Raw genomic sequence first — 21,694 nt, 5'->3', positions numbered from 1 at the left:
GTCCCCGCCCTCCCCGACCAGTTTGAAACCGGCTGCGACATTTCGCCCATCCGACGCGGCATGGCCTCGACGGTCCTTCCGCGAAGCCACGCCGCGCCGCCGGCCCAACAATCAGGCCGTCGGATACAAACGCCGGAACCCGTCGGTCACCCGCGACACCACCGCCGGATCGCGGTCACGCCAATAGCGGGGGTCCCGCATCAGCGCCTGCAGTTCCGCCTCCCCGCCGGCGGAGGGTGCGCCGGCCGGCATGGACAGGGCGGCGGGCTCGCCGCCGGTCATCATCCGGTGCAGCGCCATCACCCCCTCATAGGTGGTCGACAGCCCCTCCACCGCGGCCGGCGGCAGGTTCTTCACCGCCCAGGCGTGGAGCTGCCGCGACACCTCCCGCCAACGCTCGGCTCCGCCGAACTGGGCGGACAGCCGTTCGACCTCGCGCTCCGCCTGGAACTCGGCGGCCAGTTCCTGGATCAGCGGGACCAGCCGCTCGGCGGCGAGGTCGTAGACGAGCTGCGCCTGCTCCGGCGTGAAGCCGGCGCCATGCAGGCGGCCGTTGATCGCCGGATCCGGCTCGAACAGCCCGTGGTCGCAGGCGATGCAATAACCCTCCGGCCCATCCGGCACGCCCGGCGCCCTCAGCAGGTCGGGCCGCTCGTCATCACCGGAAGCGGGGGCGGACAGCTTGCGCTCCAGCTCCAGATAAGACTTCAGAAGCGCTTCGACGCGCACCGCACCGGTCCCCGGATCGCGGAACTTCTCAGGCACCGCCGGAGCGGCGGGTAAGGCGCCGGGAACGGGCGAGGTCAGCAAATTGTCGGCCATGGATAGCTCCTTATCGATGAAAGACTCAGGCGCCCTGCCCGCGGGCGGCCAGGGCGAGGATCAGGGCGACCAGACGGCGCTGGCCCTCCAGGTCGCGCAGCGCGGCGTCGGAGGCGTCGGGGCCGAGCGTGCGGTCCAGCGTCATGGCTTTCAGCGTGTCCAGCACCCGCGCCCCGTCCGGCCCGGCGAAGCAGCGGGCGAAGCTGGGCGCCGGGTCGCCGGCCGGGACGGCCCCGGCGGGCGGCACGCCCTCCAGCCAGCCCCACCCGCCGGTGTTCCAGTCCGCCGGATCAGCCATGGGACGCCTCCGCCCGCACCAGCTTGGCGGGCACGCCGAAGGCCTCGCCCAGCCAGCGCGCGGTCGCCGCGACGTCGACGGTGGACAGCGCCTCCGGACCGAGCTGCCGCGCGGTGTCCAGCCAGCGCAGCGTCGCCTGGACGTCCCGCTGCGCCTGCGCCTGGGCCAGCGGGGAGCGGTGCTGCAGCGCGACCGTGCGCCCATCGACGGCGATGTCCGGGATTTCGCCACGGCGGCGCAGAATGCCGACGGCGCGCAGCACCAGCGGGGTCAGCAGCTCCGCCTGCAGCCGCCCGTAGGTCGCGCCGAGCAGCCGGGCCATCTCGGCGGAGCGTTCGACGACCTCCGTGGCGGTCATCCGCGGCTGGTCCAGCGGCCCCAGCCGGTCGGTGAGCAGCGCGTGGCGGATGCGCGCCCGCAAGTCGTCGAGCACGAGCTGCGACACATCGAACCGCCCGGGGTTGGCGAGCGGCGTCAGCCCGGCCGAGCCCACCGCCTTGGGGATGATCGTCCCCGGCACCAGCCGGATGGTGGCGGGGTTCAGCACCCCGTCGTCGTCGGCCTGCCAGATGCCGGTGACGGCGACCGAGGCGTTCTTCAGCACCAGCTCGACCACTTTGTTGGCGGTCTTGATGTCGGGCAGCGCCTTCATCACCGGCGACCGGCCATAGGTTTCCCCCGGTGCCTTCAACCAACGGAAGTTGATGAACGGCGATTGCGCGAAGCGCCCCTCGGCCAGCGTGGCGGGATCGGCCAGCCCGCTGTCCAGCACCACCGTCCAGCGGTAGGCCAGCCCGTCCGGCAGCACCGCCTCGACGAGCGGAAAGCGGCTGTCCGGCTCCGCGGCGCCGCGTTCCCGCACCGCGTCCGACAGGGCGGCGCCGGGAAAGCGGCGTTCGATCTGGGCCAGCGTCGCCTCGCTGCGCCGGAAGGTGCCGTCCAGCCGCCCGTCCGCCCCCTCCTCCAGCACCGCCTCGGCCAGCGGCACCGCGGTGAAGCGCAGGCTGGACGCACCGCCGGGCGGCGCCTCCTCCATCAGCAGGCAGGCGGTGCCCACCGTCACCAGATCGAGGAAGGCTTGATGGATTTCGACGGCGAAGTTGGAGCGGTCGACATGCGCCTGCAGGATGCCGGCGGCGCGGTCGAGCATCGGGGCCACGCGGTCGCGCTCCCCGTCCGGCAGCGACGGGCCGGGCTGCAGCCCGAACCAGCGCGACCAGGGCGGGGTCAGCTCGGCCAGCAGGCTGGCGGCGAGCTGCTCCACGGCGTCCGGCGCGGTCCCGTCGAACAGCCGGTCCACCCGCCGCTCGCCGGGGGTACCGCCGCCGCGGAAGGGCTGCCCGTTGGGCAGGGCGTGGTCGTAGCAATCCTGCCAGTGGCTTTCCCAGACCGACCGGCGCTCCCGCGCCGCCCGGTAGCGCTCCAGCAACCGCTCCGGCCCGTTCGGCGGGGCGGAGGCCTTGCCGCGCCGCCGGCCGCTCACACTGTCATTCAGGGTGTCGCTCATCCCATCACTCCCCCAGCAGGCGCTTGCGCAGCGGGACCAGCGCGCCGACGTCGAGCGCGCCCCGCCAGGAGGTCTGGACCGTCCCCGCCCGTCCTCGGTTGCGCCGCTGGATCATCGCCTCGGCGGCCTTGGCCGGGTCCTTTTCCTCCTCCGTCGCCGGAGCCGGGTCGGCCGGCTCGACGACGGGGGGCGGCGGGGGGGCGGGCACTTCCGCCACCGGGGCGGCGGGTTCGGGAAGCGGAGCCGTGTTCCACCAGGGCGTCGTGACGGGCGCCGGCGTCTCCACGGGAGGCGGGGCCGGGGTCGGTGCGGGCTCGGGGGCGGGCGCCGGCGGGGGTGGAGCGGCGACGACGGGAGCGGGCTCCGGAGCGGGGGCGGACGGCGCGGATGGCCGCGGCGCCTTGAACAGGTTCGCCATGGGCGGGGGTTCCTCGGTCGTGACGGGACGGGGCGGCGGGAAGCAGGACGCGGCGGCGCGGATCAGGATGCGGCGGGCCGTGTCAGCCGCCGGTAGAGCTGCCAGGGCGTCAGGACGCCGGGTGCGTGGAGACCCAGCAGGCGCTTGACCGCCTCAACGCAGGTGAAGGGCCCCCAGGGGGCCGGGCGGGTCAGGCCGCGCCGCACCGGCGCCGGGGTCACCGCCATGCCCAGCCCGCGGTACCAGCCCGGCAGGTCGAAGGCGGCGGGGAGGTCGAGGACCGACACGTCGGTGAAGGGCGACAGCGGATCGACGATCACCCAGCGGCGCCCGTCGTGCAGCAGCGCGAAGCAGTGGCGGAATCCCGGTTTCAGAAGGCGCAGCCACCACAGCTCCGCCTCGCCACGGAAGACCACCCAGGCGCGCGGCGAGTCCCCTTGCGTCCGGCAGGGCCCCATATGGCACGACGGCGGCATCGGCGTGCTCACTGGACGATGCCCTTCTCGCGCAGCACCGGGTGGAGCCGCTCGAACGCCTCCCGCCACAGGGTGTGGGCGCGCTGTTCGCGATACCGCGCCGGGTCCGGCGCCATCAGGCGGCGCCCGTAATGGACCAGCACATGCAGGTGATCGCGGATCAGCAGGCGGCGGCGGTACAGCCGGTCCACCGCGCTCAGCACGTCGCCGGGCTCGCACGGGCGCTGGACCAGCCCCTTCCCGGCGGCGATGCGCGCGCCGGCGGCCTTGGCGTCCTGCGCCTGGACCGACCAGAACCACGCCTCCTCCGCGCTGCCGAACGGTTCCCCGACGGCGTCGGACAGGACCATGGACATGTTGCGGCGTTGGACCATGCGCGGGCCTCCCTCGGAATTGCAGCTTTTGCGTTCGCGGGCGCAGCTTCGCTCTCGGGCGGAGCGCCGGATGGGCCGCGGCGCGCGCGGCTGGCGAACACATGTTCACGTTATGTACTGATTGAAGTCCTTCGTCAAGGAAAATATGAATAGGTTCCTAGGGACGGCTTTCCGTGATTATGTGATTATCCTCCCATGCTGAAACATGCGGACATCTGGCGGGCGATCGACCGCCTCGCGGCCCAGCACGGGCTGTCGGCCTCCGGGCTCGCGCGGCGCGCGGGGCTGGACCCGACGACCTTCAACAAGAGCAAGCGGACCACCGGCGACGGCAAGCTCCGCTGGCCCTCGACGGAGAGCGTGTCCAAGGTTCTGGAGGCGACCGGCGCGTCGCTGTCGGAATTCGTCAGCCTGGTCGGCGATTCCGCCGGCGCGGGTTCGCTGCAGCGGGTGCCGGTCATCGGCTACGCGCAGGCGGGCAACGCCGGCTTCTTCGACGACGCCGGCTTCCCCTCGGGGGTGGGCTGGGACGAGCTTCTGTTCCCCAGCATCGGCGATCCGCACGCCTACGCGCTGGAGATCGCCGGGGACAGCATGGACCCCGTCTACCGCGACGGCGACACCATCATCGTCTCGCCCGCCGCACAGATCCGGCGCAACGACCGCGTCGTCGTCCGCACCAAGGGCGGCGAGGTGATGGCGAAGCAACTCGTCCGCGAAACCGCCACGAAGATCGAGCTGATCTCCATCAACCGCGCCCATCCGGACCGCAGCATCCCGCGCGCCGAGGTCGCCTGGATGGCCCGCATCGTCTGGGCGAGCCAGTAAGAACCAGCCGCGCGGCACACCGTCCTAGGATATTTTTCCTTTACAGCATCGGCGGAAGGGTTTAGCGTCCGGCCATGACCGGAATCGCAAGATCACACCCCCTCCCGTCGCTTCTGGAAGAGCTTGAACGCCGTCACGACGACGCACCGCCCCGTGGCGCGCTGCGGACGGCGGTTCTCGATGGGGTGGAGCGCTGCGCCACGCTGACCCACGCCGCCGCGCTTCGCCTGCACGACCGTCTGGCCGCGGAGGCCCGCCGCGGCACGGCACAACGCCGCCGCACCCTGCCCGCCGGCCGGACCGCCAGCGACGTCTGGCTGGCCCGCCTCGCCGCGTCGCTGACCCATCACCGCAACGCCGCCAGCGCGCTGGTCCGCGACGGCGGTTGAGCCTGGGGTGAACCGGTGGCGCGGCTCTCAGGTCGCCGGAGGAGTGCCGGTCCCGCCGGGAGCCGAGACCGCCCCGTCCACGGCGCCCTCCATGGCGGCGGGCGCGGTTCGCGCCTTCCTCGCGCGCGGCTTGCGAACCGGTGCAGCGGCAGACGGGGACACCGCCAGCGCAGGCGTGTCCTCCGCGGCCAAAGACTCGGAGGGTGCCGGCGTCTCCGCCCGCTCCGCGGCCTTCTTCAGCACCTTGCCCTTTGAAAAGCCGGCCTCGCGCAGGGCCGTCTTCAACTCTTCCCACGCCAAGCGAATGTCCGTGGCGAAGGCCCGCGCGTCGCCGTCGCGGTGGGTGCGGAAATACTCCGCCGCCGCGCGCATCTGGGCTGGCAGGGTTTCCGCCCCGGCGCGCACCGCCTCGTTGCGCAGGCGGTTGTGGCGCTCGTCCAGATAGGTGAGGATGTCCGACAGCTCCTCCGGCGTGCAGCTTTTCTGAAGCTTGTCGGTGACCGCGGGCGCGGCCTTGTCGATCTTCCCGACCAGCTCCGAGCGGCCGCGCTTCAGCTCCGGATCGTAGACGGTGCGGATCACCTGGATCACGCGGCGCCGTTCGCGGAATTGCATCATCTCCCCCCTCAACATGAGTCCTTCGATGGACCGATTCACCGTTTCGAAGGAATCATGCCGCGGAACGGACCGCCTATCAAGCCGGTTTTCGGGCCGCATACCGCCCAAAAACCGGCTTTCCGGGTTATCCGAAGCGGATCAGCGGAAGGCGAACTCCCAATAGAGCGCCCGCGCCCGCGCCGCCAGGGGACCGGGCTGCAGAGTACGCTTCTCGACGCGGGTGACCGGCACCACCTTCGCGTAGTTGCCGGTCGAGAACACCTCGTCCGCCTCCAGCACGTCGCGGGGGCTTAGGCTAGCCTCCTCCACCGCCACGCCGTCGTCGCGCAGCAGGGCGATCACGCGCTGGCGGGTGATGCCGTTGAGGAAGGTGCCGTTGTGCACCGGCGTGCGCACCACCCCGTCCTTGGCGATGAACAGGTTGGCCGTCGCGAACTCCGCCACGTTGCCGATGGGGTCGAGCATGATGGCGTTGTCGAAACCGCGCTCCCGCGCCTCCTTCAGCGCCAGCCCGGCGTTGGGGTAGAGGCAGGCGGCCTTGGCCTCGGTCGGCGCCATGTCCGGCACCGGGCGGCGGCGGCTGGACAGTCCGGCGGTGAAGCCCGCGGCGCTGGGCAGCGGCGCCTCGTAGACCGACAGGACGAAGCGCGTGCTCTCGGCATCGGGCGCGACGAAGCCCTCCTCCGCGTAGAACATCGGCCGAATGTACAGCTCGGCCTCCTTGGGGAAGCGGCGGATGCCGTCCCAGCACAGCTCTTCGATCTCCCCGGCGGTCAGCATGGGGGCGAGGCCCATCACCTGGGCGGAGCGCACGACGCGGGCGCAGTGGCGGTCGAGGTCGGGGGCCACGCCCTGGAAGGCGCGGGCGCCGTCGAAAACGACCGAAGACAGCCAGAGCGCGTGAGTCATCGGGCCGACGATGGCGGGGTTGCCCGCGATCCATTCGCCCTGGATGTAGCTCAACGCCTGACCGGCCGTGCTGCCCATGATCTTCTCCCTTTTCGGCTTCGGGTTGGTTCTATCCGGATGGTTCGCTCCCTCGAAAAGCATACCCCCTCATCGCCGCCGGTCAACCTGCGCAGACGGGCCAGCCGGACGGTTGATGCAGGACACCCTCACCACACCGGGAGCGACCGACCCATGGGCTGGACCTATTCGAGCGCCTTTCCGCAGCCGCTGCGCGCGGCCCCGCCCTTCCCGCCGCCGGGCCAGGACGTTCCCACCCCGGGCCCCCTGACCGACAACCCGGACCTGCCGACCCCCGGCCCGCAGGAGGACATGCCCTCCCCCCTGCCCAACGACGACCTGCCGCCGTCCCGGCCCACCGACCCGGACTTCGCCTGAGCCGCGACGCCGCCGAACGGCCAAAGAAAACGGGGCGCCCCCTTGCGGAGGCGCCCCGTTCTTCATCGGTGAACCGAAACGGACGGATCAGCGGCGCTGAACCATCAGCTTCTTGATCTCGGCGATGGCCTTGGCCGGGTTGAGGCCCTTCGGGCACGCCTTGGTGCAGTTCATGATGGTGTGGCAGCGGTAGAGGCGGAACGGGTCCTCGAGGTTGTCGAGGCGCTCGCCCGTCATCTCGTCGCGGCTGTCCACGATCCAGCGGTAGGCCTGGAGCAGGATCGACGGGCCGAGGTAGCGGTCGCCGTTCCACCAGTAGCTGGGGCAGGAGGTCGAGCAGCAGAAGCACAGGATGCACTCGTAGAGGCCGTCCAGCTTGGCGCGGTCCTCCGGCGACTGCAGGCGCTCGCGGCTCGGGGCCGGCGACTGCGACTGCAGCCACGGCTTGATCGAGGCGAGCTGGGCGTAGATGTGCTTCAGGTCGGGGACGAGATCCTTGACCACCGGCATGTGCGGCAGCGGGTAGATCTTGACGTCGCCCTTCACCTCCTCGATGGCCTTCAGGCAGGCCAGCGTGTTGGTGCCGTCGATGTTCATCGCGCAGGACCCGCAGATGCCCTCGCGGCAGCTCCGCCGGAAGGTCAGGGTCGAGTCGATGTTGTTCTTGATGTAGATGATCGCGTCCAGGATCATCGGGCCGAACTTGTCGAGGTCGACGACGTAGGTGTCGACCCGCGGGTTCTGCCCGTCATCCGGCGACCAGCGGTAGATCTTGAAGGTCTTCGCCCGCTTGGCGCCGCTGGCGGCGTTGATGGTCTTGCCGACGCCGACCTTGGAATTGGCGGGCAGGTTGAATTCGACCATGGTTCGTATCCTTGCCTTGCTCTTGCCGCCTTAGTAGACGCGGGCCTTGGGCGGGAACACCTGCACCTCGTCGGTCAGGGTGTAGAGATGGACCGGGCGGTACCCGATCTTCGTCTCGCCCTTGTCCGACACCTCGATGACGGTGTGCTTCATCCAGTTCTCGTCGTCGCGGTCCGGATAATCCTCGCGGGCGTGGGCGCCGCGGCTCTCCGGCCGGTTCTTCGCCGAGTGGAGCGTGGCGACCGCCTGGTACAGCAGGTTGTCCAGCTCGATGGCTTCGACGAGGTCGGAGTTCCAGACCAACGAACGGTCGCTGATCGCCATGTCGCTCTTCTTGGCGAAGGTCTGGTCGATGAGCTTGACGCCCTCCTCCAGCACCTCGCCGGTGCGGAAGACCGCGCAGTTGTTCTGCATGGTCCGCTGCATCTCCAGGCGAAGCTCCGACGACTTGATGGAGCCCTTGGCGTTGCGGATGCGGTCGAAGCGCTCCAGGGCGACGTCGGTCGCGGCGGCGGACGACGACACCGACTTGCCCTTCTCGACGATCTCGGCGGCGCGGATGGCCGCCGAACGGCCGAACACCACGAGGTCGAGCAGCGAGTTGGAGCCCAGGCGGTTCGCGCCGTGCACCGACACGCAGGCCGCCTCGCCGATGGCCATCAGGCCGGGCACCACGCGATCCGGGTCCTCGGCGGTCGGGTTGACCACCTCGCAACGGAAGTTGGTGGGGATGCCGCCCATGTTGTAGTGCACCGTCGGTAGAACCGGGATCGGTTCCTTGGTGACGTCCACGCCTGCGAAGATCTTGGCCGTCTCGGCGATGCCGGGCAGGCGCTGATGGATGATCTCCGGCGGGAGATGCTCCAGGTGCAGGTGGATGTGGTCCTTGTGCTCACCGACGCCGCGGCCCTCGCGGATCTCGATGGTCATCGAGCGGGACACCACGTCGCGCGAGGCGAGGTCCTTGGCCGACGGCGCGTAGCGCTCCATGAAGCGCTCGCCGTTGGAGTTGGTGAGGTAGCCGCCCTCGCCGCGCACGCCCTCGGTGATGAGGCAGCCGGAGCCGTAGATGCCGGTCGGGTGGAACTGCACGAACTCCATGTCCTGCAGCGGCAGGCCGGCGCGCAGCACCATGCCGCCGCCGTCGCCCGTGCAGGTGTGGGCCGAGGTGGCGGAGAAGTAGGCGCGGCCGTAGCCGCCCGTCGCCAGAACGACGAGCTGGGCGCGGAAGCGGTGGATGGTGCCGTCGTCGAGGTTCCAGGCCACCACGCCCTTGCAGACGCCGTCCTCCATGATGAGGTCGAGCGCGAAATATTCGACGAAGAATTCCGCCTCGTGCTTCAGCGACTGCTGGTAGAGGGTGTGCAGGATGGCGTGGCCGGTGCGGTCGGCGGCGGCGCAGGTACGATAAGCCTGCTGCTTGCCGTAATGGGCGGTCATGCCGCCGAAGGCGCGCTGGTAGATCTTGCCTTCCGGCGTGCGCGAGAAGGGCACGCCGTAGTGCTCCAGCTCGATGATCGCCGGGATGGCCTCGCGGCACATGTACTCGATGGCGTCCTGGTCGCCCAGCCAGTCCGACCCCTTGACAGTGTCGTACATGTGGAAGCGCCAGTCGTCCTCGCTCATGTTGCCGAGCGCCGCCGAGATGCCGCCCTGGGCGGCCACGGTGTGCGAGCGGGTCGGGAAGACCTTGGTGATGCACGCCGTCTTCAGGCCCTTCTCGGCCATGCCGAAGGTGGCGCGCAGGCCCGCACCGCCGGCACCGACGACGACGACGTCATAGGAATGATCGATAATATCGTAGGCGGCCATGGCTCGTCAGGCTCCGAACGAAATCTTGAGGACGGCGATGACGCAGGCGGCACCCAGCACGAAGCACAGGGCTTTCACGGCCAGGATGCTCAGGATCTTCGCCATCTCGTTGTGCACGTAGTCCTCGATCACCACCTGCAGCCCGGCCTGGGCGTGGTGGAAGGTGACCACGGCGGTCAGCACCATCATCAGCGCCGAGAAGGGCGACTGCAGCCACGCGACGAAGGCCGCGTGGTCGGCGCCCAGATGGCGGATCACCCCGAAGACGAACCAGATGGTCAGCGGAACCAGGGCGATGGCGGTGACGCGCTGGTGCCACCAATGCTCGGTGCCGTGCTTGGCGGAGCCCAGGCCGCGCGCGATCTGCAGCGGCGAGCGGAGGGTCTTGCTGTTGGACGCCATGTCTTCTCTCCTCACCACACGGCCAGGCCGATGACCCAGGTCAGCACGGTCAGCACGGCCGCCGCACCGATGACGATCTGGTTGCCGCGGTCGGCCTCGCTCAGCTCGAACGCCTTGCCGGCGTCCCACACCAGGTGCCGGATGCCGTTGCACAGGTGATAGTAGAGCGCCAGCGACCAGCCGAACATCAGCAGCAGCCCGAAGAACGAGCCGATGAAGTGCTGCGCGCGTTCGTACGCGGCGGGGCTGGTGGCGGCGGCGACCAGCCACCAGGTCAGCAGAAGGGTCCCGACGGCCAGCCCCACGCCCGTGATGCGGTGCGTGATGGACAGGAGCGCGGTCCTGGGGAGTTTGTAGACTTGCAGATGCGGAGAGAGCGGCCGACCGCTGCCGTTTGCCATTGCGTCGTCCTCAGTTCGGCGACCGGTCGCGGCAAGGAGGGCTGTTGCCGCGACGGCGGGTGATGCGAGACCGAAAGTTTTAAGCCCTGCTGTGTTTGGCGATTGAATTACGCCTCTACCGCACACGAGTCAACGGCAGGGACTTGGCCGTGGCCAAAATGGCGCACCGCGGGAAGTGCCTGAAAACTAACGGGCTTTGCTGCAGCTGGTATTACCAGGGCCAAAACGCGGTTTTGCCGTTCAGCCTATTACTTGTCGAAGCGGCGAACATTCTCCACCATCATCGAATACATCTGGGTAATCAGCTCCGCCGGACGCAGCCGGCCGAAGGGGATGTTCTCCTTGGCCCACTCCACCAGCCCCTCGGGCGGGCGGACCGGCGCGACCTCGTAGCCGGCCTTCTTCAGCGCGTTCATCACCGAACGGGCCTGCTTGGTGTAGTCCTCGTTGAAGAAGGACTTGTCCGCGTCCTTGATCGCCTTGGCGATGATGTCTTCGAGCGGAGTGGCCATGCCCCGGTGTGCCGGTCGCGGTCGTTCGTGATAGGGCGGACACGGTGTCACAACGCGGGCGCTGTTGCAATTCCAATGGGAACCGCATACCTCAAGCCCTCTTCGCACCGCAGATCACAGGGATTAACCGCCATGGGCTACACAGTCGCGGTCGTCGGCGCCACCGGCAACGTCGGACGGGAAATGCTGACCACCCTCGCCGACCGCCGGTTCCCGGCCGACGCGGTGATCGCCCTGGCCGCCGACAGCGCGGTCGGCAAGGAGGTGTCCTTCGGCGAGGACGCGGTGCTGAAGGTCGAGGACGTCGGCCGCTTCGACTTCAAGGGCGTGGACATCGCGCTGTTCGCCGCGGACGCCAAGGTTTCGGCGGCCCATGCGCCTCGCGCCGCCGCCGCGGGCGCCGTGGTGATCGACGCCAGCCCGCAGTTCCGCATGGACCCCGACGTCCCGCTGGTGATTCCCGAGGTCAACGGCGACGCGCTCGCCGGCTACGCGAAGAAGAACATCGTCGCCAGCCCCGGCGGCGCCGCCATCCTGCTGGCCATGGCGCTGAAGCCCCTGCACGGGCAGGTCACGGTGAGCCGCGTCGTCGTCTCCACCTACCAGGCGGCTTCGGACGCCGGCAAGGAGGGTATGGACGAGCTGTTCGGCCAGACCCGCGCCATCTACGTGAACGATCCGGTGCAGAAGTCCGTCTTCTCCAAGCAGATCGCCTTCAACGTCATTCCCCACGTCGGCCCCTTCATGGAGGACGGCACGACGCGGGACGAATGGGCGCTGAACGTCGAGACGAAAAAGATCCTCGACCCCAAGATCAAGGTGAGCGCGACCTGCGTCCGCGTCCCCGTCTTCATCGGTCACTCCGCCGCGATCACCGTCGAATGCGTGGAGCCGGTGACCGCCGAGGAGGCCCGCCGCATCCTGCGCAAGGCGCCGGGCATGCAGGTGATCGACCAGCAGGAGAACGACGGCTACATCACCCCGGTCGAGGTCGCCGGCGACGACCCGGTCTTCGTCAGCCGCATCCGCGAGGACTACACGGTGGACAACGGCCTGTCCTTCTGGGCCGCCACCGACAACCTGCGCAAGGGCGCCGCGCTCAACGCCGTGCAGATCGCCGAGCTGCTGGTGAAGGAGTATCTGGACGCGTGATCCCGCTTCGTCCCTCCCGCCCGGACGACGCCCCGGTCCTCTTTGAGGTCTGGCTCGCCGCGGTGCGCAGCACGCACGACTTCCTGAACGAGGAGGACATCGGCTTCTACGCCGGCCTCTTGCGCGACCAGTATCTTCCGGCGGCGGCGCTGCTGGTCGCGGTGGACGGCGACGACCGGCCGGTCGGCTTCCTGGGCATGACCGGGTCCAAGATCGACACGCTGTTCGTCGATCCGGCGTGGCACGGCCGGGGGATCGGCCGCGCCCTGGTCGCCCGCGCCCTGGAGGGCGGGCCGGAGCTGACGGTCGACGTGAACGAGCAGAACAACGCCGCCCGGGCCTTCTATCGGCGCCTCGGCTTCCGGGATGTCGGGCGCTCCGCGCTGGACGACAGCGGCCGCCCGTTCCCCTTGCTGCATCTGGCCCTCGATGGCGCCGGCCAAGGCGACCCGACCGGCGCCTGAAGGGCTTACTTGACGAACAGCCGGTACAAGGCGGAGTGGTCCAGCCCACCGTCGCCCTGCTCGGCCAGCAGTTCGAACAGCTCCAGGCTGAGGCCCAGCGCGGGAAGCTGCATGCCGGACTGCTCCGCCAACTCCTCCGCCTGCTTCAGATCCTTGATCTGGGTGACCACGCGGCCGCCCGGCGTGAAGTCGCCGGAGACCATGCGCTGGCCGTGCAGCTCCAGGATGCGCGACTCGGCGAAGCCGCCGCGGATGGCGTCGCGGACCTTGCCCGGCTCCACCCCCGCCGCCTTGGCCAGCGCCAGCGCCTCGGCCACCGCGCCGATGCTCAGCGCGACGATCACCTGATTGGCCATCTTGGCGACCTGCCCAGCCCCGCTGTCGCCGACATGGGTGATGCGCTGGCCCATCGCCTGGAACAGCGGCAGGGCGCGGGCGAAGGCTTCCTCCGTGCCGCCGGCCATGATGGTCAGGGTGCCGGCCTCCGCCGCCACCGTGCCGCCCGACACCGGGGCGTCGACCCAGTCGGCACCCTTGGCGCGGACGGCCTCGGCCAGCTTGCGGGTCGCCCCGACCGCCGTGGTGCCCATGTCGATGACGAGATGGCCGGGCCGCAGCGCGTCGATCAGCGCGGTGGCCACCGCCTCCACCGCCACCGTGTCCGACAGCATCAGAACGATGGAATCGGCGCGGGCCGCGACCTCGGCGGGGTTGGCGGCCGGGCTCATGCCCTCGGCCGCCAGTTCCTCGACCGGGCCGGGACTGCGGCTGCTGATCACCAGGGCAGCACCGGCCTTCGCCAGATTGCGGGCCATCGGCCGGCCCATCAGGCCCAGCCCGATGACGCCGACCGTCCGCCCCGCCAGACCTGTCTGTCCGGTCATGTCACCGGCCGTCACAGGCGGGTGTGGCGCGCCCGCGCGCCGCGTTCGATGGCGGCGGCGCACAGCCGGTCCACGCCCAGCTTGTGCCGGATCAGCTCCAGCATCCGCAGTTCCTCCTGCGAGGCCGCGGGGTCCGCCGCGGCGATGTCGCAGGCGAGCGCGTAGGCGGTCTCGGACAGCTTGGACGGAATCGCCTCCTTGACGATCTGGAGCGTCGTCTCCAGCCCGTCAGCGTCGGCCAGCAGGCCGGAGCATTCGCGGGTCACGTCGGTCAGCCGGTCGATGTCGAAATCCTTGAAGATCGGCAGATAGCGGACGTTCTCGCCGATGGCCTCAAGCTCCGCGTCCGTCATGTCGCCGTCGCACGCCGACACCAGCACCATGACGTAGATGAGCGCGCTGTGATGGTTGATCATCGAAACTCCTGCGGAAAAAGGGCCCCGCCCAATCTTGCCCGCCCCCCGCGCGCCGTCAAGGGAGGGAGCGCCGTCAAGGGAGCTATGCCCGGGGCGGACGGGTGGGTCCCTCGACAGGGGACGGGTTGCCCCTTAAGGTCGGCCCCCATGTCGGTGGTCTTCAATGTGGCGCTCCCGGTCTTCGCCATCATCCTGGCGGGCGTCCTTTCCGGTAAGGCGAAGCTTCTCGGTCCCGCCTCGTCGGAGGCGCTGAACAAGTTCGTCTACTGGATGGCCCTGCCGCCGGTGCTGTTCCTCGGCACCGCGAAGCGCTCGCTGCCGGAGATCTTCAACGGCCCCTTCATCGGCGCCTTCCTCGGCTCGATGCTGGCGGTCTACGCGCTGGGCGCCCTGCTCGGCTGGCTGATCCACCGCGAGCGCACGCAGATCCAGTGCATGCAGGGGCTGAACGCCTGCTTCTCCAACACCGGCTACATGGGCATCCCGCTGTTCCTGGCGGCCTTCGGCCCGGACCGTCTGGCCCCGGCGATCCTCGCCACCGTCATCATGAGCGCGATCATGGTCGGCATCGCCGTGATCTGGCTGGAATTCGCCAACAGCCAGGGCGGCGGCCTCGGCAAGGCGCTGCGCGACGTCGGCCGGGCGCTGGTCAAGAACCCGCTGATCATCTCCACAGCCCTGGGGCTCGCCTGGTCGGTCTTCCTGTCCGGCGTGCCGGTGCCACGCCCGATCGCCATCTACTGCGACCTGATGGGCGCCTCCGCCGGTCCCTGCGCCCTGTTCGCCATCGGCCTGTTCCTGGCGACCCAGAGCCTGAAGGCCAACCTGATGGAGGCCGGCTGGATCAGCGCGTGCAAGCTGGTGGTGCAGCCGGCGCTGGCCTGGTTCCTCATCCAGACCCTGTTCCCGCTGGACCCCTTCTGGGCCGGGTCGGCCATCATCCTCGCCGGCCTGCCCACCGGCGCCCTGACCTTCGTGGTGGCCAGCCAGTACCGCATCTATGTGGAGCGCACCTCCACAGCGATCCTGATGTCCACCATCGCCAGCGTGGTCACCCTGTCCTTCCTGCTGGCCACCTACGCGCCGCCCCTCTGAACCTTGGCTTGCGGTCGTCCGGTCGCATTCGCCTCTTCAGACATTCATCTTTCTTAAAAGAAAGAAACCATTTGAAAAGCGGGGGGCAGCCCTCCCTGCGTCATTCTTGCGTCTTTCTTAATATCTGTTGTTCAATCATTTGATCACGGCAAATCCAACGCCCACCGCACGGGCGGCTGGTCTGCCGCTTCCTTTCGTTCAGACTCAAAACAATCAATCGCCGCCGCATCGTTTCGGGGGAAAGAGATACGCGCCATGTCCATGCTGAGTTCCATGACCATCCGGACCAAGGTGGTCGCCGCCACCGTTGCGGTCCTGCTGATGTCGATCGCCTTGGGACTGTTCGCCGTCGACCGGCTGAGCACCGTCAACCGGGCCGCCGAGGACATCCGCTCCAACTGGCTGCCCAGCGTCACCGCCATCGGCGAGATCGACGGCGCGATGAGCGACTACCGCATCCTGGAGGCCTCCCACATCCTGGCCCTCTACCCCGCGGAGATGGCCGAGGTCGAAAAGGAGATGGCGGCCGTCCAGAATCGGCTGGCGGAGGCCAAGCGGAAGTACGCGCCTCTGCTGACCACCGGCTGGGAAACCCAGACCTTCAAGCGCTGGGAAGCCTCGTGGGACCGCTACATGACGATCAGCCGGGACACGCTTCTTCCCCCGTCCCGCGCCAACGAGAACGAGAAGGCCACCGGCATCTACCGGGAGCAGTCGCGCAAGGCCTATGAGGAGAGCAGCGCGCTCGTCAACGAGCTGACCGCATCCAACGTCGAGAACGCGACGAAGGCGGCGGACTCGGGGCGGGCCACCTACGTCGGGGCGCAGAGCTGGATCCTCGGTGCCATCGCCTTCGTCGCGGTCCTCTGCCTGTTCGCCGGCATCGCCATGACCAAGTCGGTCGCCCGGCCCATCGTCGCCCTGACCGCCATCATGGACCGCTTGGCCAAGCGCGACCTCGGCGTCGCCGTGGAGGGCGGGGACCGCCAGGACGAGATCGGAGCCATGGCCCGCGCGGTGCAGGTCTTCAAGGACGGGCTGATCGAGGCGGAGCGTCTGACCGCCGCCCAGGCCGCGGAGGAGGAGAACAAGCGCCGCCGCACTGAGCGGATCGATTCGCTGATCCGCAACTTCGACGGCGCGGTGCACAGCGTCCTGCAGACCGTGGGCGCCGCGGCGTCACAGCTCGACACCACCGCCCGCAGCATGACCGACATCGCCGAGCACACGCGGGCCGAGGCCGGCAGCGCGGCGTCGGCGGCCGAACTGACCTCCGCCAACGTGCAGACCGTCGCCGCCGCGTCGGAGGAGATGGCCGCCTCAATCACCGAAATCTCCCAGCAGGTGTCCCAGTCGGCCAACATCGCCGGCAAGGCCGTGGACGAGGCCGACCGCACCAACGCCACCGTGCAGGGGTTGTCGGAAGCGGCCCAGCGCATCGGCGACGTGGTGGACCTGATCCAGAACATCGCCGCCCAGACCAACCTGCTGGCGCTGAACGCCACCATCGAGGCCGCCCGCGCCGGCGAGGCCGGCAAGGGCTTCGCCGTCGTGGCGAGCGAGGTCAAGAGCCTCGCCAACCAGACCTCCAAGGCGACGGAGGAGATCGCCCAGCAGATCGGCGCCATCCAGGCGGCCACCGGCGGGGCGGTCGGCGCCATCCGCGGGATCGGGGCGACCATCTCCTCGATCAACGACATCTCCTCCTCCATCGCCGCCGCCATCGAGGAGCAGGGTGCGGCGACCCAGGAGATCAGCCGCAACGTCCAGCAGGCGGCGCAGAGCACCCAGGAGGTGACCAGCAACATCGGCCGCGTGTCGCAGGCCGCGACCGAGACCGGCAGCGCCGCGAGCCAGGTGATGTCGGCCTCCGGCGACCTGAACCAGGGGGCGATGCGCCTGAAGAGCGAGGTGGAAAACTTCCTCGTCGCCATCAAGGCTGCCTGAGGGCCGCAAGACAGGACCGGTGGGCGGTCGCGGGACCGTCCACCGGCAGCCCCGCCGCGGCATGGGCTACGGCATCCCGCGTCCCCTCATACTTTCGAAGAAGCGCGCGGCAATCGGTTTGACAACCGGCGGCTGTCCCGGCACTCCATGGCCGTCACCGGTCACTGTCTCATCAAAAGTACAAAATGGAGGAGTCGCCATGCTGGGCCTCTACGCGCAGCACGCGCAGACCTATTTGCTTGTCCTGATGACAAGCACGACGCTTTTCTTTGCCCTGCCGATTTTCATCGCGCCGCTCGCCTGGGCACGACTGATGCTGTGGCGCATCCCGCAGGACACCGACCTCGCCGTCTATTTCGGCCGCTGCCTCGGGGCGTTCATCCTGATCGTCGAGTTCCTGATGCTGCGCGGCGCGACGACGGTGGAAGCGACCGCCTACGCCTTCGACGTCCTGTTCGCCGTGTTCGGGCTGATGCTGGCGGTCCATGTCTACGGCGCCATACGGCGCATCCAGCCGATCACCGAGACGCTGGAGATCGGCTTCTGGGCGTTCCTGCTCCTGCTCAACACGTGGTTCTACCCGGCCCCTCCCGCCTGACGGAACCGCGGCCCCGTCACCACGGACCCGCCGCTGTTGCCAAGCCGCCGCTGCCCGTATAATGTGCACCGCGCATCAAGAGTTGAGCGGACGCTCAACGCCAACCTGCTTACCCGAGCAAGGTGGCGTCCCGAAGGGGGATGTGGCCGGACCGGCAATCAAACGGGGTTCGCCATGACGTCTGTTCCGACCGATGCACCGACAGCGGAGCCGGACGAGTCATGCCCATCAGGATCCCCAACGATCTTCCCGCCTTCACCGCCCTCCAGTCCGAGGGCGTCATGGTCATGCAGGAGGCCGACGCCATCCGGCAGGACATCCGGCCCCTGCGCTTCGGCCTGCTCAACCTGATGCCCGACAAGATCCGGACCGAGACGCAGATCGCCCGCCTGCTGGGCAACACCCCGCTCCAGGTCGAACTGTCGCTGATCCGGATCACCAACCATGTGCCGCGCAACACCGCGGCGGACCACATGAGCGCCTTCTACCGGTCGTGGGAGGACGCGCGCCGTGAGACGTTCGACGGCTTCATCATCACCGGCGCCCCGGTCGAGACGATGCCCTTCGAGGAGGTCTCCTACTGGGACGAGCTGTGTTCGGTCTTCGACTGGACGCAGAGCCACGTCCATGCCTGCCTGAACATCTGCTGGGCGGCGCAGGCCGCCGTCCATCATTTCCACGGCGTGCCGAAGCATCTTCTGTCGCGCAAGGCATCCGGCGTGTACCGGCACCGCAACCGTGCCCCCGCCTCGCCCTACCTGTGCGGCCTGTCCGACGGCGTGCCCATCCCGGTCTCGCGCTGGACCGAGGTGCGCGAGGAGGACATCCCCCCCGAAAGCGGCCTGCGCGTGCTCCTGGATTCCCCGGAGACCGGCCCCTGCCTGCTGGAGGATGCCGCCCACCGCTCGCTGCACATGTTCAACCACATCGAGTACGACACGGATACCCTGCGCAACGAGTATGTCCGGGACGTCGCCAAGGACGCGGCCACGCCGGTTCCCCAGGGCTATTTCCCCGACGACGACCCGAGCCGCCCACCCGAGAACCGGTGGCGGAGCCACGCCCATCTGCTGTTCGCCAACTGGATCAACCAGATCTACCAGACGACGCCCTTCGACCTCTCGCGCATCGGCGCGGACCGGCCGGCCGCCATCACGGCGGCCTGACCGCCCCATCGCCGCTCAGCGCCTGTTGCGCCCCATCCTCCATCTGCAGGGCGAGCCAGAGCAGATGAGCCGCCGCGGCCGGGCTGACACCGGCCGGACGGGAACCGCCCCCACTCTCCACCGTCAGGCCGTACAGGGCCGCCACCAGATGGCCCTTGGCGCGGGGTGACAGCCGGCGCCCCCGGTCGGCCAGTCCCTGCTCGACAAGGGCGGTCGCCTCGCTCAGCAGCGCGAGATCGAGCACCGGCCGGGAGGCGGCGGCCTCCCGCGGCGGTGACGGAGGGTCACCATCGCCGGACTCCGGCCGGCCGGCCGCCGTCCGCATGTTGCCCCGTCCTGTCAGCAGCCAGTTCATGTCGATGCCGAGGGCGGCCAGTTCCGACAGGGTCTCCCCCTTCGGCAGCTTGCCGTTCAACTCATAGGACTGCCATGTGTTCTCCCCGAGACGGAATCGGCGAGACATTGTTTTTTGTGTCTCACCAAGAAATTCGCGCACGGTTTTGAGCCGATCCCCAAGCTGCACCACGCCGGTTTCTCCCAGGCCTGGAGAGGAAGCCTCCATTTCCAAGGTGAATTTGCTTCCCACGGCGCCCCGCTCGCGACGAGGCCGATCGTCGGTTGCACGTTTTCTCATGTTGCGACGATACGTATTATCGTGTAGAAAACACTGGGATACGCGGTGCGCAGCACTTTTACGCATGGATACGACATGGCCATTCTCGGTGTGCGCTCCATTCATTCCACCTTTGGTCCGGGCTCCGCGGGGCCGCCGGTCAGCGCCTGCACGCGACACTAGAAACCGTGTATGCCCGAAAGGCGTTCAGGTTCTGCATCGGTAGAGTAGCGAAGTCTCCTTCACCGCCCGCGGGAGCACGGCGGCCATGATGACTGTGGGACGCCAATTCCTTCCGGACCGACATCTTCGGAAGCGTCCCGCGAATCCCTCCGCATGGTCGCCCCATGGCCGCCGACCAATTCTTCAACTTATCGCAGAACATATGGGCTTTTGCATTGCCCATCCGCGCGCCCATGCGGCCGGCCGCGCGGAGCGTGTGAGGCATCGCCTCACTGTCACACAATGAACAATTTTGCCGCAACCGGTTCATTGCAAGAATCGTAATTCTCGACGAAGACAAGAAAAATAAAAATCGTTCTTTGGTGAGCACGCGAGGAAACCGACCACCAAAACAACAGAAAAGTGAAAAACGTCATGAATGACATCAGCGTCAGAACAAAAACGTTCGCTGTTTTTGCGTTTCTATCCCTGCTTCTCGCTGGTATCGGCGCCTTGGGAATCAACCGTTTGTCGGTGGTCAACGACAGATCGACGGAAATCGCCAGCTTCTGGATGCCGCGGGTCGTTCAGGTCAACACCGTGAACGACGCCGTGTCGAACTTCCGCATCCTGCAGGGCGCCCACATCCTCAGCGCCACCGAGACGGAGATGGCCGCGGTGGAGAAGCGGATGGACGATATGGAAGCCAGCATCGTCAACGCCCGCCGGACCTACGAGGCGACGCTGCGCACCGCCGAGGGGCGCGGGCTGTTCGCCCAATTCGAACAGCAGTGGGGGCAGTATCTCACCCTGCACCGCCAGATCGTCGCCCTGTCGCGCCGCAGCGAGAACGCCGCCGCCAACGCCCTGTTCCGCGACGCGGCCGACAAGAGCTTCCAGGAGGTCGGGCGGACGCTCGACTCCATGATCGACCACAACAACCGCGGGGCCGCCAAGGCGAGCGACGACGCCGACGCCGTCTACGCCCAATCCAGCACGATGCTCATCGTCGCGCTGCTCATCGGCGTCGCCGTCTGCCTGGGCGGCGCGCTGATGATGATCCGCGGCGTCTCCTCCCCGATCGGCGCGATGACCGAGGCGATGCGCCGGCTGGCCGGCGGCGACAAGACGACGGCGATCCCCTTCGCCAGCCGCGGCGACGAGATCGGCGCCATGGCTACCGCCGTCCAGGTCTTCAAGGACGGGCTGATCGAGGCCGAGCGGCTGGCCGCCGAACAGGCCGCCGAGCAGGCCGCCAAGCTGCGGCGGACCGAGGCGGTCGAGCGGTTGATCGCCTCCTTCGAGGAGCAGGTCGCCGACGCGCTGCGCAACGTCGCCGCCGCCGCGACCGAGCTGGACACTACCGCCCAGAGCATGGCGGTCACCGCCCGCCAGACCAACGACCAGGCGGCCAACGCCGCCGCCGCCGCGGAGCAGACCAGCGCCAACGTGCAGACGGTGGCCAGCGCCGCGGAGGAGATGTCCAGCTCCATCGGGGAAATCGGCTCGCAGGTCACCCGCTCCACCGGCATCGCCGGACAGGCGGTGCAGGAGGCCGGGCGCACCACCGACTCCGTGCGCGGGCTCGCCGACGCCGCGCACCGCATCGGCGCCGTGGTGCAGCTGATCACCAACATCGCCGGCCAGACCAACCTGCTGGCGCTCAACGCCACCATCGAGGCGGCCCGCGCCGGTGAGGCCGGCAAGGGCTTCGCCGTCGTCGCGTCGGAGGTGAAGCAGCTCGCCAACCAGACCGCCCGCGCGACGGACGAGATCGCCTCTCAGATCCAGGCGATCCAGGAGGCCACCGCCGGCTCGGTCGGCGCCATCGAGGGGATCGGCCGCACCATCGCGGCGATCAACGAGATCTCCACCTCCATCGCCGCCGCGATCGAGGAGCAGTCCGCCGCGACCAACGAGATCTCGCGCAACGTCCAGCAGGCGGCGATCGGCACGCGCGAGGTGTCCAGCAACATCGCGCAGGTGACCGAGGCCGCCGGCACCACCGGGGCCGCCGCCCATCAGGTGCTGGGTGCGGCCGGCGGGCTGGCCTCGCAGGCGGAGAACCTGCGCCGCGACGTGGAGAGCTTCCTGGCGGCGATCCGCGCCGCCTGAGGCGCTGTCCGGCTCCT

The 21,694-nt window shown here is 68.9% G+C and carries 26 protein-coding genes and 1 riboswitch; of the genes, 10 read left to right on the top strand and 16 right to left on the bottom strand.

The annotated features are described in order from the left end of the window. Nucleotides 1-111 precede the first annotated feature (111 nt). The 6 genes from ACWPN5_RS02970 to ACWPN5_RS02945 form a co-directional block, all read right to left on the bottom strand. Entirely contained in the window at nucleotides 112-822 is a 711-nt protein-coding gene (locus ACWPN5_RS02970) for a capsid assembly protein (RefSeq protein ID WP_145682343.1), read from the bottom strand. Between the two features lie 25 nt (nucleotides 823-847). Then, on the bottom strand, nucleotides 848-1,120 hold the full coding sequence (locus ACWPN5_RS02965; RefSeq protein ID WP_145682344.1) for a Bbp19 family protein: 273 nt from the start codon (nucleotides 1,118-1,120) through the stop codon (nucleotides 848-850). After that, a complete protein-coding gene (locus ACWPN5_RS02960; RefSeq protein WP_492294148.1) occupies nucleotides 1,113-2,627 on the bottom strand; it encodes a portal protein in 1,515 nt (504 codons plus the stop codon). The genes ACWPN5_RS02965 and ACWPN5_RS02960 overlap by 8 nt, the downstream gene beginning before the upstream one ends. Before the next feature lie 4 nt (nucleotides 2,628-2,631). Further along, nucleotides 2,632-3,045, bottom strand: a complete 414-nt coding sequence (locus ACWPN5_RS02955) for a hypothetical protein (RefSeq protein WP_492294146.1) — start codon at nucleotides 3,043-3,045, stop codon at nucleotides 2,632-2,634. Between the two features lie 62 nt (nucleotides 3,046-3,107). Next, entirely contained in the window at nucleotides 3,108-3,533 is a 426-nt protein-coding gene (locus ACWPN5_RS02950) for a hypothetical protein (RefSeq protein ID WP_247888249.1), read from the bottom strand. Continuing rightward, nucleotides 3,530-3,895 (bottom strand): hypothetical protein, encoded by a 366-nt coding sequence (locus tag ACWPN5_RS02945; RefSeq protein ID WP_492294144.1) that lies wholly within the window; start codon nucleotides 3,893-3,895, stop codon nucleotides 3,530-3,532. The genes ACWPN5_RS02950 and ACWPN5_RS02945 overlap by 4 nt, the downstream gene beginning before the upstream one ends. A 195-nt stretch (nucleotides 3,896-4,090) precedes the next feature. Here ACWPN5_RS02945 and ACWPN5_RS02940 point away from each other — a divergent pair, with 195 nt between their 5' ends. Both ACWPN5_RS02940 and ACWPN5_RS02935 read left to right on the top strand, forming a co-directional pair. Continuing rightward, complete coding sequence (locus ACWPN5_RS02940) at nucleotides 4,091-4,723, top strand: S24 family peptidase (protein ID WP_145677380.1); 633 nt, start codon at nucleotides 4,091-4,093, stop codon at nucleotides 4,721-4,723. A 74-nt stretch (nucleotides 4,724-4,797) separates the two neighbouring features. Next, a complete protein-coding gene (locus tag ACWPN5_RS02935) occupies nucleotides 4,798-5,112 on the top strand; it encodes a hypothetical protein (protein ID WP_492294142.1) in 315 nt (104 codons plus the stop codon). 27 nt (nucleotides 5,113-5,139) lie between these two features. Here ACWPN5_RS02935 and ACWPN5_RS02930 read toward each other — a convergent pair whose 3' ends face one another. Beyond that, nucleotides 5,140-5,730, bottom strand: coding sequence for a hypothetical protein (locus ACWPN5_RS02930; protein ID WP_492294140.1), 591 nt, complete (start codon nucleotides 5,728-5,730; stop codon nucleotides 5,140-5,142). Between the two features lie 138 nt (nucleotides 5,731-5,868). Further along, nucleotides 5,869-6,717 (bottom strand): branched-chain amino acid aminotransferase, encoded by an 849-nt coding sequence (locus ACWPN5_RS02925; protein ID WP_145682350.1) that lies wholly within the window; start codon nucleotides 6,715-6,717, stop codon nucleotides 5,869-5,871. A 153-nt stretch (nucleotides 6,718-6,870) separates the two neighbouring features. Between ACWPN5_RS02925 and ACWPN5_RS02920 the strand changes: the two genes are divergently transcribed. After that, nucleotides 6,871-7,074 carry a hypothetical protein gene (locus ACWPN5_RS02920; protein WP_035675800.1) on the top strand — a complete coding sequence of 68 codons (204 nt, stop codon included), beginning with the start codon at nucleotides 6,871-6,873 and terminating at the stop codon, nucleotides 7,072-7,074. Between the two features lie 87 nt (nucleotides 7,075-7,161). Here ACWPN5_RS02920 and ACWPN5_RS02915 read toward each other — a convergent pair whose 3' ends face one another. The 5 genes from ACWPN5_RS02915 to ACWPN5_RS02895 all read right to left on the bottom strand — a co-directional run bounded on the left by ACWPN5_RS02915 (nucleotide 7,162) and on the right by ACWPN5_RS02895 (nucleotide 11,065). Then, nucleotides 7,162-7,938, bottom strand: coding sequence for a succinate dehydrogenase iron-sulfur subunit (locus tag ACWPN5_RS02915; RefSeq protein WP_014241601.1), 777 nt, complete (start codon nucleotides 7,936-7,938; stop codon nucleotides 7,162-7,164). A gap of 30 nt (nucleotides 7,939-7,968) precedes the next feature. Next, a complete protein-coding gene (gene sdhA, locus ACWPN5_RS02910) occupies nucleotides 7,969-9,750 on the bottom strand; it encodes a succinate dehydrogenase flavoprotein subunit (RefSeq protein WP_035675802.1) in 1,782 nt (593 codons plus the stop codon). A gap of 6 nt (nucleotides 9,751-9,756) precedes the next feature. Then, entirely contained in the window at nucleotides 9,757-10,152 is a 396-nt protein-coding gene (sdhD, locus tag ACWPN5_RS02905) for a succinate dehydrogenase, hydrophobic membrane anchor protein (protein WP_035675804.1), read from the bottom strand. 11 nt (nucleotides 10,153-10,163) lie between these two features. Continuing rightward, nucleotides 10,164-10,553: a succinate dehydrogenase, cytochrome b556 subunit gene (gene sdhC / locus ACWPN5_RS02900; protein WP_145682352.1), complete on the bottom strand. Its 390-nt coding sequence runs from the start codon at nucleotides 10,551-10,553 to the stop codon at nucleotides 10,164-10,166. Nucleotides 10,554-10,801: 248 nt separating this feature from the next. Beyond that, entirely contained in the window at nucleotides 10,802-11,065 is a 264-nt protein-coding gene (locus ACWPN5_RS02895; protein WP_014241604.1) for a hypothetical protein, read from the bottom strand. A 132-nt stretch (nucleotides 11,066-11,197) separates the two neighbouring features. Between ACWPN5_RS02895 and ACWPN5_RS02890 the strand changes: the two genes are divergently transcribed. Then, nucleotides 11,198-12,217 carry an aspartate-semialdehyde dehydrogenase gene (locus ACWPN5_RS02890; protein WP_492294137.1) on the top strand — a complete coding sequence of 340 codons (1,020 nt, stop codon included), beginning with the start codon at nucleotides 11,198-11,200 and terminating at the stop codon, nucleotides 12,215-12,217. Next, entirely contained in the window at nucleotides 12,214-12,681 is a 468-nt protein-coding gene (locus ACWPN5_RS02885; RefSeq protein WP_492294135.1) for an acetyltransferase, read from the top strand. The genes ACWPN5_RS02890 and ACWPN5_RS02885 overlap by 4 nt, the downstream gene beginning before the upstream one ends. 5 nt (nucleotides 12,682-12,686) lie before the next feature. Here the strand turns inward: ACWPN5_RS02885 and ACWPN5_RS02880 are convergent, their stop codons facing one another. After that, nucleotides 12,687-13,565 carry an NAD(P)-dependent oxidoreductase gene (locus tag ACWPN5_RS02880; protein WP_200479755.1) on the bottom strand — a complete coding sequence of 293 codons (879 nt, stop codon included), beginning with the start codon at nucleotides 13,563-13,565 and terminating at the stop codon, nucleotides 12,687-12,689. 11 nt (nucleotides 13,566-13,576) lie between these two features. Then, on the bottom strand, nucleotides 13,577-13,981 hold the full coding sequence (locus ACWPN5_RS02875; RefSeq protein ID WP_038529588.1) for a tellurite resistance TerB family protein: 405 nt from the start codon (nucleotides 13,979-13,981) through the stop codon (nucleotides 13,577-13,579). Between the two features lie 147 nt (nucleotides 13,982-14,128). Between ACWPN5_RS02875 and ACWPN5_RS02870 the strand changes: the two genes are divergently transcribed. The 4 genes from ACWPN5_RS02870 (at nucleotide 14,129) to ACWPN5_RS02855 (ending at nucleotide 18,787) form a co-directional block, all read left to right on the top strand. After that, nucleotides 14,129-15,076: an AEC family transporter gene (locus ACWPN5_RS02870; RefSeq protein WP_492294132.1), complete on the top strand. Its 948-nt coding sequence runs from the start codon at nucleotides 14,129-14,131 to the stop codon at nucleotides 15,074-15,076. A gap of 255 nt (nucleotides 15,077-15,331) precedes the next feature. After that, entirely contained in the window at nucleotides 15,332-17,023 is a 1,692-nt protein-coding gene (locus tag ACWPN5_RS02865; RefSeq protein ID WP_492294130.1) for a methyl-accepting chemotaxis protein, read from the top strand. A 199-nt stretch (nucleotides 17,024-17,222) separates the two neighbouring features. After that, entirely contained in the window at nucleotides 17,223-17,621 is a 399-nt protein-coding gene (locus ACWPN5_RS02860) for a hypothetical protein (RefSeq protein ID WP_145682358.1), read from the top strand. A 67-nt stretch (nucleotides 17,622-17,688) separates the two neighbouring features. After that, nucleotides 17,689-17,793: riboswitch (SAM-I-IV-variant riboswitch) on the top strand. A gap of 49 nt (nucleotides 17,794-17,842) precedes the next feature. Beyond that, complete coding sequence (locus ACWPN5_RS02855) at nucleotides 17,843-18,787, top strand: homoserine O-succinyltransferase (protein ID WP_492294128.1); 945 nt, start codon at nucleotides 17,843-17,845, stop codon at nucleotides 18,785-18,787. On the opposite strand, the gene ACWPN5_RS02850 is transcribed toward ACWPN5_RS02855, so the two are convergent. Next, on the bottom strand, nucleotides 18,774-19,250 hold the full coding sequence (locus tag ACWPN5_RS02850; RefSeq protein WP_247888250.1) for a hypothetical protein: 477 nt from the start codon (nucleotides 19,248-19,250) through the stop codon (nucleotides 18,774-18,776). The two genes, ACWPN5_RS02855 and ACWPN5_RS02850, sit on opposite strands and share 14 nt — an antisense overlap. Before the next feature lie 747 nt (nucleotides 19,251-19,997). Between ACWPN5_RS02850 and ACWPN5_RS02845 the strand changes: the two genes are divergently transcribed. Next, entirely contained in the window at nucleotides 19,998-21,677 is a 1,680-nt protein-coding gene (locus ACWPN5_RS02845) for a methyl-accepting chemotaxis protein (RefSeq protein ID WP_145682361.1), read from the top strand. Nucleotides 21,678-21,694: the final 17 nt, after the last annotated feature.

Source organism: Azospirillum sp. UENF 211521 (genome assembly GCF_058780535.1).
This window is presented reverse-complemented; position numbering and strand designations above follow the sequence as displayed.